Annotated in this window: 12 protein-coding genes; 5 read left to right on the forward strand and 7 right to left on the reverse strand. The window is 64.1% G+C overall.

Annotated elements, in window-relative coordinates; all coding sequences use genetic code 11:
• The 4 genes from CSW58_RS00825 to CSW58_RS00840 all read left to right on the forward strand — a co-directional run.
• On the forward strand, positions 1–843 hold an 843-nt coding region (locus tag CSW58_RS00825), incomplete at its 5' end, for a DNA polymerase III subunit delta' (RefSeq protein ID WP_099445928.1).
• A gap of 4 nt (positions 844–847) precedes the next feature.
• A complete protein-coding gene (locus tag CSW58_RS00830) occupies positions 848–1,627 on the forward strand; it encodes a TatD family hydrolase (protein ID WP_099445929.1) in 780 nt (259 codons plus the stop codon).
• A complete protein-coding gene (locus tag CSW58_RS00835; RefSeq protein WP_099445930.1) occupies positions 1,624–2,451 on the forward strand; it encodes an MBL fold metallo-hydrolase in 828 nt (275 codons plus the stop codon). Before CSW58_RS00830 ends, CSW58_RS00835 begins: the two co-directional genes overlap by 4 nt.
• A 76-nt stretch (positions 2,452–2,527) precedes the next feature.
• The gene (locus CSW58_RS00840) at positions 2,528–4,057 is read left to right on the forward strand and encodes a phosphoesterase (protein ID WP_369825047.1); all 1,530 of its coding nucleotides are present in this window, start codon (positions 2,528–2,530) and stop codon (positions 4,055–4,057) included.
• A 457-nt stretch (positions 4,058–4,514) separates the two neighbouring features.
• Here CSW58_RS00840 and CSW58_RS00845 read toward each other — a convergent pair whose 3' ends face one another.
• From CSW58_RS00845 to CSW58_RS13910, 4 genes are all read right to left on the reverse strand, one after another.
• Positions 4,515–6,563, reverse strand: a complete 2,049-nt coding sequence (locus CSW58_RS00845) for an ATP-binding protein (protein WP_099445931.1) — start codon at positions 6,561–6,563, stop codon at positions 4,515–4,517.
• Between the two features lie 72 nt (positions 6,564–6,635).
• Positions 6,636–6,938 (reverse strand): Hpt domain-containing protein, encoded by a 303-nt coding sequence (locus tag CSW58_RS00850; protein ID WP_161494531.1) that lies wholly within the window; start codon positions 6,936–6,938, stop codon positions 6,636–6,638.
• On the reverse strand, positions 6,928–7,302 hold the full coding sequence (locus tag CSW58_RS00855) for a response regulator (protein ID WP_099445933.1): 375 nt from the start codon (positions 7,300–7,302) through the stop codon (positions 6,928–6,930). The genes CSW58_RS00850 and CSW58_RS00855 overlap by 11 nt, the downstream gene beginning before the upstream one ends.
• Positions 7,299–7,715 carry a response regulator gene (locus CSW58_RS13910; RefSeq protein WP_161494532.1) on the reverse strand — a complete coding sequence of 139 codons (417 nt, stop codon included), beginning with the start codon at positions 7,713–7,715 and terminating at the stop codon, positions 7,299–7,301. Before CSW58_RS13910 ends, CSW58_RS00855 begins: the two co-directional genes overlap by 4 nt.
• A 204-nt stretch (positions 7,716–7,919) precedes the next feature.
• On the opposite strand from CSW58_RS13910, the gene CSW58_RS00865 reads away from it, so the two are divergent.
• Positions 7,920–8,558, forward strand: coding sequence for a response regulator transcription factor (locus CSW58_RS00865; protein WP_099445935.1), 639 nt, complete (start codon positions 7,920–7,922; stop codon positions 8,556–8,558).
• Between the two features lie 2 nt (positions 8,559–8,560).
• On the opposite strand, the gene CSW58_RS00870 is transcribed toward CSW58_RS00865, so the two are convergent.
• The 3 genes from CSW58_RS00870 to CSW58_RS00880 form a co-directional block, all read right to left on the reverse strand.
• Positions 8,561–8,992 carry a response regulator transcription factor gene (locus tag CSW58_RS00870; RefSeq protein ID WP_099445936.1) on the reverse strand — a complete coding sequence of 144 codons (432 nt, stop codon included), beginning with the start codon at positions 8,990–8,992 and terminating at the stop codon, positions 8,561–8,563.
• Positions 8,979–11,162, reverse strand: a complete 2,184-nt coding sequence (locus CSW58_RS00875) for a PAS domain S-box protein (protein WP_099445937.1) — start codon at positions 11,160–11,162, stop codon at positions 8,979–8,981. Before CSW58_RS00875 ends, CSW58_RS00870 begins: the two co-directional genes overlap by 14 nt.
• Positions 11,150–11,698: PAS domain-containing protein (locus CSW58_RS00880; RefSeq protein ID WP_236627565.1), on the reverse strand; the 549-nt coding region annotated here is incomplete at its 5' end. The genes CSW58_RS00875 and CSW58_RS00880, both read right to left, overlap by 13 nt.

Consider the following 11,698-nt stretch of genomic DNA (forward strand, 5'->3'; position numbering starts at 1 on the left):
CGCCGGTTGCTCGGCGGACAGGCTGATACGACCTACGGCGCCCTGGGCGTGTCGCCTTCCGATCCCGTCAGCCGCCAGGTCGCGGCGCGGTCGCATCCCGACCTGATGGTTCTGGAACGCGCCACCGACGACGGCAAGGCGCGCAAGTCGATCCCGGTCGACGAGGCCCGCCGCCTGCCGGAATTCTTCGCCAATTCCCCGGCCACCTCGCCCTATCGGGTGGCGATCATCGATGCGGCCGACGATCTCAACGTCAATGCCGCCAATGCGGTGCTCAAGACCCTGGAAGAGCCGCCGTCGCGCGGGGTGATCCTGCTGGTCAGCCACTCGCCGGGCCGGCTGCTGCCGACCATCCGCTCACGGTGCCGACGCCTGCTGATCGCGGCGCCCAGCCTGTCCCTGGCCGTCGAAATGGTCGAGCAGCGTGCGGGGCTGTCGCGTCACGAAGCCGAGCGGCTGGCGCGAATGGCCCGCGGCGCGCCGGGCAGGGCGCTGCAACTGGCCGCCGCGGGAGCCTTGGCCGCTGACGACACGGCGGGCGAGATCCTGCGCAAACTGCCCGAGATCGACGAGGGCGCGCTGCTGGCCCTGGCCGACACCTTCAAGGGCGCGGAGGGCGCGGCGCGTTTCGAGCTGCTGTTCGATCGTCTGGCCGACCAGATCCACGCCATGGCCACCGGCATGGCGGCCGACCGGGTTCCGTCCGGCCTGGATCGCTGGATCGCGACCTGGGAGCGGGTCGTTCGCTGGCCCGGCGAGGCCGAGGCCGTCAATCTCGACCGGGCCGATGTGTTCTGGACGGCGATCGCGGACTTGCGCGCCACGGCCCGGGCGGCGATGTGAAGCCATGCTGATCGATAGCCACGTCAATCTCCACGCCCACCAGTACGATGAAGACCGCGATGCGGTGATCTCACGGGCCCGCGAGGCCGGGATCGCCCTGATGGTGACCATCTGCGACAAGGTCTCGTCGTTCGAGGCCGTCCACGCCATCGCCATGGCCCACGACGACATCTGGTGCACGGTCGGCACCCACCCGCACGAGGCCAAGGAAAATCCGGACCTGACGACCCAGGCCCTGCTGGACCTGGCGGCGCGGCCGCGGGTGGTCGGGATCGGTGAGACCGGTCTGGATTTCCACTATGATTTCAGCCCGCGCGACATCCAGGCCACGGTGTTCCGGGCCCATGTCGCCGCCGCGCGCGACAGCGGCCTGCCCTTGGTGGTCCACACCCGCGAGGCCGATGACCTGATGGCCGAGATCCTCGAGGAGGAGCATGCCCGGGGGCCGTTCAAGATCCTGATGCACTGCTACACCAGCGGCGCGGACCTTGCGCGCCGGGCCGCGGCCCTGGGGGCCTGGTTCTCGGTTTCGGGCATCGCCACTTTCAAACAGGCGCAGGACGTGCGGGACATCATCGCCGACATGCCGGCCGAGCGGATCATCGTCGAGACCGATTGTCCCTATCTGGCCCCTGTGCCGATGCGCGGCCGCCGCAACGAGCCGGCCTATCTGCCGCATGTTCTGGACAAGCTGGCCGAGGTCAGGGGCTGGACCCGCGCGGACGCCGAAGCCCGGACCGAGGACGCCTTCTTCGCTCTGTTCGACCGGATAGCCCGGCCTTGAGCGCCCGGCTGGAGTTCACGATCCTCGGCAGCGGCTCGTCGGGCGGCGTGCCGCGCGCCGACGGCAATTGGGGCGACTGCGATCCTGCCGAGCCCCGTAACGCGCGCGGTCGCTGTTCGCTGCTGGCGCGTCGCCTGGGCGGGGAGGGGCCGCGGAACGACACCACCCTGATCGTCGACACCTCGCCCGACCTGCGCCTGCAGACCGCCGCCGCCGGGGTCCGCCGCATCGACGCCTGCCTGTTCACCCACGACCATGCCGACCAGACCCACGGCATCGACGATCTGCGCGCCTTTTTTCTGAGCCAGAGGGCGCGCATTCCGACCCACATGGACTTCGCCACGCGCGAAAGCCTGAAGCAGCGGTTCAGCTATATCTTTGAAAGCCACGGCGGCTACCCGGCCATCTGCGACGCCGTGGCGATCCCCGATCATGGCCAGGCCTGGTGGGTCGACGGGCCGAGCGGCGCCATTCCGGTCACGACCTTCGACCTCGACCATGGCAATGTCCGCGCGGTCGGCTACAGGCTGGGCGACGTGGCCTACACGCCCGATGTGCTGTCCATTCCCGAAGAGAGCTGGCCGGCCCTGGCCGATCTGGATGTCTGGATCGTCGACGCCCTGCGCTGGACGCCGCATCCGACCCACGCCCATGTCCAGCTGGCGCTCGACTGGATCGCCCGGGCCAGGCCGCGCCACGCCATCCTGACGAACCTGCATATCGACTTGGATTACAAGAGCTTGAAGGCCTATCTTCCAGCCAATGTCGAACCGGCCTATGATGGCCTGAGGTTCGAAACGACCTTGCGTCCCGCTGATCGGTAAGGCCGGTCGGCATCCTCGACCGGCGCGTCGTGCTCACTGCAACATGAGCGTCGCAGTTCACGGCTAGAATGTCGTCATGCACATGCTTTTCTCCAGGGCCCGTCGGGGCCAGGTCTCCCACGCCGTCGTCGCGGCGGCCCTTGGTCTGCTCGCCGTGGCCCCGATGTCGGCCTCGGCCCATCCGGGTCACGCTGTCCGGCCGGTCGCGCCGCCGCACCCCGCCACCGGACCGGCTGATCCGGCCGATCGGCGCTGGCTGGCGGGGGATCACCATGTCCACAGCTGGTTCAGCGCCAGTGTCAAACCGTCGGACACGCCGGGCCAGCCGCCCGTGCTGGTCAAGGCTGGAGACGCCGTCAATCCGATCACCGTCAATGCGCGCCAGGCGGCCGGTCATGGCCTGTCCTGGATGGTCGCCACCGACCATGGCGGCCCCAACCATGCCAAGCTGAACCGTAACGAGGCCTATCCCGAGCTTGTCCGCTCGCGGACCCTGACCCCAGGCGTGCTGCAGTTCTGGGGCATGGAGCTGGACACGCCGGCGGCCGAACATTCCAGCGTCATCATCCCCCGCTCGGCGATGGAACGCGAGGCGCTCTTCGGCATCGAGACGGGCTACAACCGCCGCGAGCCCTGGCCCGCCGATCCGGCGCGGGACACCGAACCGTTCATGCTGGACGCGCTGCGCCACATGCAGTCGCTGCCCCAGCCGCCGGTGCTGATCGTCAACCATCCCTCGCGCACGGCCGAGACGCCGGGACAGTACGGCCTGGTTTCCCCGGCCGAACTGCGCAACTGGAACGACACCGCGCCCCAGGTCGCCGTGGGCATGGAAGGGGCGCCAGGCCACCAGGCCTCAACCCTCAACGCGGACGGTTCGGCCAAGCCCAAGGGCGATCGCGGCGGCTATTCACGGGCCCCGACCCTTGGCGGCTTCGACCGCATGACCGCCCAGCTCGGCGGCTTCTGGGATTCGATGCTGGGGGAGGGGCGCCACTGGTGGATCACCTCGACCTCGGACTCCCACCGCCACTATACCGAAGGCGGCGACGATTTTTGGCCAGGCGAATATTCCAAGACCTATGTGAAGGCCGCGCGCACCTATGACGACGTGCTCGACGGTCTGCGCCAGGGCCGGGTGTTCGTGACGCTCGGCGACCTGGTCTCCGAGGTCGATGTCACCGCCACGACCGCCGATGGCCGCAAGTCGGCCGAGATCGGCGGGCGGCTCGAGGTGGCGGCGGGCAGCGACGTCACGATCATCATTCGGGTGCGCGATCCCGCCGGCCGGAATTTCGGTGGCCACAAGCCGGACGTCGCGCGCATCGATTTGATCCAGGGCGATGTCACCGGACCGGCCTCAAACCGCGCCCTCGACGCCAATGCCTCAACGCGGGTCGTTCGCCGCTTCACGCCCACGACCTGGGTCCGGGAGGGCGAGCAGTTGTCGATGGTCTATGTGCTCAAGAACGTCCGCCAATCCAACTATGTGCGACTGCGCGGCACGAACGGCGCGGAGCTGGAGCCGCAGCCCGACCCGCTGGGCGAAGATCCCTGGGCCGACCTATGGTTCTACGCCAACCCCATCTTCATCGCCGTGAAGTGAGCTGATTGCTGACCCTGACCTCGCATCAGTCGGGGTCAGGCCGATCTGATCGCGCCGCTTGCGGCCCGCGCTGCTCTGGAGTTCCGTCCCGCGCCATGAAAAGGCGATGTGGATGATGGGCGGCGCGCGGGACGATGCGTGAGGACGCTGAAGCGCCCGTCTTCAGGTAGCCCATCAAATTTCTGATAATATTCCTTAGACGCAATAAGGCGGCGTAGCCGCACGATGAGTCCGATCACATCTGACCGGCTGCTGCACCTACAGTTCGTCTCGTCTTCTGAAGTCCGACCTTCGCCTGCGTCACCGCCACCCAGCGCTACCTTGAGGCCAACGGTGTGATGCGCCCTTGAGCGCTGGACTGCCTCGAAACCGACCTTCCCTGTCACGGGGTGTTCCGGACTTGGAACACGATGATTAGTCTAGGAAAGCGACAAAATTGACCGTGAGATTTCACAGGTTAATGTGAAATCTTGACGCCTTGGCGAGGAAGGGAAAAGGTAAAGGTCGCGCCGGCCCCGAGTTGACTGCGAGCGGATAGCCGTCCGCCCATCGCCGCGACCAAGGCCGCGCTGATCGCAAGGCCAAGGCCCGTGCCTCCCTTTTCGCGAGTGGCGGAGCTATCGGCCTGGGTAAAGCGGTCGAACAGGCGATCAATCTGACTAGGATCTATCCCAATACCGCTGTCCGTGACGGCGAAGACAACGTCCCTCGCCTCTTCAATCGAGATTTTCAAGACAACAAAGCCCGACTCCGTGAACTTGACGGCGTTGCTGAGTAGATTGACCAAGACTTGGCGAAGACGATCAGCGTCGCCGGAGAGTGTATCGCCAGCCGCGGTGAAATCCAGGCGCAAATCGAGGCCTTTAGCCGACGCCTGAGGCATCACGAAGTCTAGACTCTCGGACGCGACCGCCGCGAGGTCGAAGGGCTCGTTGGCCAAGATCAAGCCGCCCGCGTCGATCTTGGATATGTCCAAGATGTCGTTGACCAGTGTGAGCAGTGACTGGCTGGCGCGATCGATACGGCTTGCGAAAAGGGCCTCACGCCCTGCCAGGGTCCCACTGTGTTGAAGTAGCTTGGAGAACCCAACAATGGCGGTGAGCGGCGTGCGAATTTCGTGGCTCATATTGGCCAGGAAGTCGGTCTTGACCTGGGCGGCGTGCTCAGCCGCCAGCACGGCGGCGTTAAGGTTGTCTTCCAATTGGCGTCGACGCGTCACGTCCCGGAACGCATTGACCACTTCCAGAACCTGACCGTCGGGCCCCAGAATTTGCGCTGGGTTGCCCTCTAGCCAAACCCAGTCGCCGCTGGCGGTGCGCACCCTCTGCTCGCGCCGCAGGGACGGATCGATGCCGCCGGAGGCAAAGTTGACCTGCGTGCGCGCCGCAGCGGCAGCGACGTCATCAGGGTGAAGATAGGAGAGAATGGACTTCCCGACCAAGTCGGCGGGGTCATAGCCGTAACGCGACGCAGCGTGAGAGGCATAGTTGATGATCCCGCCCGGCGTGGCGCGGATGATCAGGTCCGGCACGACCTCGGCCAGTTGGCGGTAGCGAGCCTCGCTCTGCTCGGCGGCGACCCGCGAGGCTTGAATCGAGTCCTCGAACTGGCGACGCACCCCCAGGACCGAGGCCAGGGGCAGCGTCGTCAGAGCCATGAACGCAAGGAAGGTCTGTAAGGTTTGAACCCTAAGCCCCAGGTCTGTCCCAACCAGCGTGGCCGGCCCCCGTCCGAACATCAGAGCGATGATCGAAAAGGCCGCCGTCAGCAGCACGCCCCATGCGCCGCCCGGGAGGCCAAGTTGGAAGGTGAGCAGTACGAGGATGGGCGGTATGACGTAGAGAAGGGGCAGCCGTGTCTGGAGAAAGACCAAGCAAAGCGCCGCGCCGAGTACCAAAAACAAGGCGCTTGATCTTCGTAAGCTCGCCCAATCGCGAGAGCCTGTTCGCCCGCTGTCGGCGAGAATGAGCAAGGCCGGCGCGAAGATCACCAGACCCAGGGCGTCGGCGATCCACCATGTCAAGAAAGTCGCCTTGAGAGGCGCGCTGGCGGTGAGGTGCAGAAAGCTGGAGGCAATAGCGCTCGAAACGATGGGCGGCAAGATCGCGCCCAGGCCCAGAAAGGTGAGCAAGTGGCGGGGGCGCGCCAGATCAACCCTATCCTTGATAACCCTCGTCACGGCCCAGTAGCTCAAAGCCACCTCGACCGCATTGAGCACCGACAAGACCAGGGCGCGGGTTGGACCATCCCCCGTGGCGAGATTGGCCGCGAGATTGGCCATCCATCCAATAGCAAGGCTCTGCCTCACGCGTCCCGGCGGCGCTCGCAGAAGCGCGACAAACAGGACCGCGTTGGCTGGCCAGACAGCCGCCACGCGCCCTGCGGCCTTGGCGAAGCTGAGAGACAAGACCGCCACAACGAAAAATGCTGCGAAAAGGCCTAACCCCACCAGGACGGATCGGCTTGCACTGGGAGACGAGGTTGGGGTCGAATCTCGCAAGATCATCCTCGGAAGGTCAGGCTGAAGACCGCGGAGCGGCGATCATGAGCACCCACCGCCAGAGCGCTTGGCGGATTCTCATGTTTCGTCTGAATTCAAAGCCCCGCCGATGGTCCGCTCCAGCGCTGTGACCAGTTCGGAAAGCTTCTCGTCGCCCACGCGCTGATTCTGGGTGAGCAAATTGTCAATTTCGGCGGCCAGGGCGCTCAGCGAGGCGTGCCCGAAGCTGCCGGCGATACCGGAAAGGCCGTGGGCCACCATGCGCAGAGGCTCACGCCGAGCGATTGCATCCTGGTTCAGCAGTGAGCGGAGCGTGGCAAGATCCTCCCCGCACCTTTGCGTAAAACGAGCCCGAAGGCGCGCAAGCGGATCATCGCTCATGGCGACCCGCAAGCGCGGCGCGAACATCCTGGGCCAACATCGTCGGATCGAAAGGCTTGGTAATGACCTCAAGCGCTCCCAGGTCGAGCAATCGTCGACGCTCGTCGGGCAATGCTCGGGCCGTCACGAAAATGACCGGCGGATTGGCCCCGATTTCCGCACGCAGGGTCGCGAGCACGGCCGGTCCGTCCATCTTCGGCATCATCACATCCAGCAGCACAACATCGACAGCCGCTCGGCGCAAGTGCTCCAAGGCCGTGGCCCCTGAAGCCACGGTCGTCACCCGCATCTTGGGATCCAACTCCAGCGAATACTGCGCGAGCTCACGCAGGTCTCCTTCATCATCGACATAGAGAACGTTCACGGGGAGATCTCACGTCTGTGGTCGCCACGGCCTTCGCGCTCACGCGCATAATCGTCGAGCGTCGCCCGGATCGTTCTGGAGATTGTTCCGGGTGTTACGGGCTTTTGCAGGAATGGCAGCCCTTCGATGGCGGACCCGGCAACCATGACCTGCTCGCGGGAACGGCCTGTCAGCAAGATGAATGGCAGTTCAAACGCGGAAGGCATGGCTCTCGCTCGTCGAAAAAATTCAAGGCCATCCATGATCGGCATGTCGATGTCGGTTAGCACTAAGTCAAAGCTCTGGCGCGAAAGCCTACAAAGGCCGTCCTCGCCATTGTAGGCGGTGACTACCGAGTGACCGTCCTGAACCAGCACATCGTGAATGAATTCACAGAAAAGTATATCATCGTCTAAAGCAAGGATCGTGGACATAGATTGTTCTCGTGGTCGGCATCCCTCAGCCTCACTTGAACGACGATAAATGGTCTCGCACAATTGCCGGTTGTTGCTAGGTAATTGTACCGATAGGCTCACCCAATAGCCGAGTGTATCTGCGCGCTCCGCTGACCGCAGCTCCAAACGGAGAGATGTTGCATGGTGCGGTGCAGCGCGCCAAAACCCTGATAGAGTAAGCGGATGACGAACCCGGAAGGCTGGCGGAAAGTATATATTGTCGATGACGACGCGCTGATGCGCGACGTTATCGCCGCCCATTTTCCGCCAGCGGAGTTTTCCGTGGAAACCTTCGGCTCGGCGCGTGACCTTTTGACGCGCCTGGCGGTCGATGCGGTTGGGTGCGTCGTAACCGACGTGCGCATGTCGCCCATGGACGGCGTGGCCTTGACCGAGGCCCTTCGTGCGCATGCGCCGAAGATCATGGTGGTTGTCGTTACAGCTCATGCCGACGTGGCGCTGGCCGTTAGCGCCATGAAGGCTGGCGCGCGCGACTTCTTCGAAAAAAGTGAAGACCTCGCTCGCTTGGTCGAGGCCGTTCGCGCATTCGACGATCCGCCTCTGGTGGATCCGGCGACAGCCGTCGAGCGGGGCAGGGTCAGGCAGCGGCTCCAGACCCTGACAGCCAGAGAGTTGGAAATCCTTGTGGAGATCGGCCAAGGGCGCACCGGCCGCCAGATTTCCGATGGCCTGGGCATCAGCGTGCGCACCGTGGAAGCCCACCGCCGGGCGCTCATGTTGAAGATGGGCGCGGCAAGGCTGGGTCATCTGGTGCGGATGGCGACCCTGAGCGATTTGGATTCGCGACCTTCTGGCGCCTGAGGCTAGCACGCCAGGATGACCGGATCGTTTTGCCGAGGCGGCGGTGCGCGCCGCCTAAGCATGCGCGCGACGCGCGACAGGAGTTGTGCGTCCTCAAAAGGTTTGGTCAGGAAGTCTCTAGCGCCCAATTCCATGGCGCTACGCACCTCCATCGGCGTATTGCGCGCGGTGACCATCATAACGGGCAAACTCGCGAAACTGGGCGTTTTGCGCAGGTGACGCAGCACGCCAAGACCATCAAGTCGCGGCATGCCAATATCCAATACGAGAGCGGCCGGTCGCGACGCGTAGATTCCCTCGAGCGCCTCCCATCCATCCCGGGCCTGCGTCGTGTGATAACCGGCCAGATCGAGCCGGGTGGTAATCAGATCAAGGATCGCGCGATCATCATCAGCCACGAATATCCGGGGCGGGTGGCGATCAAGATTGCCCAAGATCGGCCTCCAATTCAAAAGCGGCCGATAGTGCGATCAAGAGCGCCGCGGGGTCGATAGGCTTGGCGATCAAGCCATCAAACAGCGCTGTATCCAGAGGACTGGTCACATCGGCGGAGAAGGCCAGAATCGGAATTTCCGCATTGGCCCCACCTCCATGGCGGATCACGCTCGCCGTCGCGGAACCGTCGAGCCCGGGCATTCGCAGATCCAACAGGATCGCATCAAACGGTGCGCCCGAGGCTATCTCCAAGGCTGATTGTCCGTCACCTGCCGTCGTGACTTCGACGCCCAGTCCTCGGAGCGCCGCCCCGACCACGTCAAGGTTGGCGGGGTTGTCGTCGGCGACCAACACTCTGAGGCCGACCGGTAGCGCCTGTGCGGTTTTGGCGGCGTCAGGCAGGACTATCGCCGCGGCTCTTGGCGCGGGGATCGAGAAGTGAAAACGCGCGCCGTGGCCGACTTGGCTTGTCAGGCCGATCTCGCCGCCCATCGCGGCAATGAGACCCTTGCAGATCGCCAAGCCGAGACCGGTGCCGCCGTGCGAACGGGTCGCCGAGGCATCAATCTGCGAAAAGCGCTGGAAAAGCTTGGCCTGCAACTCTGGTGCAATCCCCGCTCCCGTATCGCTTACGGCGAAGTGGAGGGCCTCGTCTTGATAGCTCGCCTCGATCCGGACTTCGCCGGCCTCGGTGAATTTCACAGCATTGCCGACGAGATTGAGCAGCACTTGCCGTAGCCGATCCACATCGAGCAGAACGGTTTCCGGGAGTCCCTCAGCAAGGTCCAATCGCATCGCCAAGCCTTTCTCTTCGGCTTGCACGCTGAAAAGCTCGATGCTTTGGGTCAGTACAGCCAGGGGGCTGGCTGGTTGGCGCTTGACCTCAATTTGCCCGGCCTCGAGTTTTGAGAAATCGAGGATATCGTTGACCGTCGCGAGCAGCGCCGCGCCCGCATTCATCACGCGATCGACGAAGCGGCGCGTGTTGGACGACAGTTCGGGTTGCTCCTGGATCAGCCGGCTAAAGCCCAGGACCGAGGTCAGGGGCGTTCGCAACTCATGGCTCATATTGGCGAGGAAGTCGGTCTTGGCGTTAGCCGATGCCTCAGCCGCCGCACGCGCCTGCTCGGCGGCCTCTTCGGCGGCGACCGAAACGGAGATATCGCGAACCACGTCCTGGTACCCTAGCGGCGCGCCCGTTTCCGGATCGAAGACCACCCGAGGGCGGCCTTCAAGCCAGATCCAACCTCCGTCAGCATGAAGCCCGCGATATCGAACCTGGGGCGTGGGCGCTTCAACGCCTTGATGCAACAGCGCCCGGTACGCCGCGGCCACCGACTTTTGATCATCGGGATGGATCAGATCAAGAGGCCTCTGACCAATCAAGACCTCGGGTGCGTAGCCCAGGATGTGCTGGGATGAGGGCGTGACGAACTCGAAACGCCCCTCAATACTCAAGCGGGCGATCATGTCCGTGGCTTGTTCGGCCAGACGCCGATAACGCGCCTCACTATCCGCCACAGCCTGACGCGCCTCGAAGATGTCAGTGATATCGATCACGGTTCCCAACACCGCCCTGCGCGCGCCGTCCGCTTCCATTTCAATGATCGAGCTGCCGCGCAGGTGGCGCACCACGCCGTCTCGGCGGATGATCCTGAAAACGGCGTCGAACTCCGGCTCGCCGGTCTTAAGCCTGCGAGCGATCCTTGCCTGTTCCTCGGCCCGTTCGTCTGGATGGAGTTGGGCGAGCAGATCATTCGCCGTCAGCGGTTGGTCGCTCCCTACGCCGTAAATCTCGTACATCTTGGGCGACAGGAAGAGATCGTTCGTCGCCAGATCGACCCGCCAGTAGCCAACTCCAGAGATGTCTTCGGCAAGTAGCGCTCTTTGGGCCTGCTCGCGCGCCAGGTCACGAGCGACAAGGGTCTCGGCTTCGAGCGCCTTGCGCTCTTGGATATCGCGAGAAACACCCAGAACCGCCGCCTGCGATTCAGCTCCATCTTGGATGGAGCGCAGGCTGGTCTCGACCCAGACATAGTGGCCCAACTTGTGTCGTGAGCGATGCTGGACAGTGGCTTCGGCTTGGCCCTGCGCCAACGCTGAAAAGGCCGTCCTGACCGATAGCTGGTCTTCGGGATGCAGGAAGTCGGCCGTGCTCATCCCCTGCACTTCGTCAGCGGCGTATCCGAGGAGTCTTTCGAGGGCCGGTGAGGAATACAGCCCTCCCCCACCGCGTCGTAGAGAGTGATCACATCGGCGGCGTTGTCGGCGAGCAGGCGATAGCGGGCCTCGCTTTTGCGCGCGCGATCGAGGCGGGCCTGATGCTCGGTGACGTCCTGAAAGAGTCCAAACAGTGCGATAGGCTCGCCGGTCTCCCCAAGCTCGCAGACGGCCTTTGAGGTGACATGGCGGATTTCGCCGTCGGGACGTCGTAGGCGCAGCTGAAATCCAAAGCCCGTTCGACTCGCTATGGCGTCATCAATGTGGCGCTTCACGACATCGCGGTCTTCGGGATGATAGAATTGCAGCGCATCGCCCAGATTGGGATCAAACGTGTCTCGGCTAACGCCGTGAATAACGTAAACCACGTCAGACCACTCGACCTTGCCGCTGGCTATGTCGAGGCGCCAGTGACCCACGCCCGACATGGTTTCAGCCATGAGCAGTAGGGTTCGCTTTTTCGGCCACTCTCCGCACCGACTGCC

The organism is Caulobacter sp. B11 (assembly GCF_002737765.1).
In the GTDB taxonomy this organism is placed as follows: domain Bacteria; phylum Pseudomonadota; class Alphaproteobacteria; order Caulobacterales; family Caulobacteraceae; genus Caulobacter.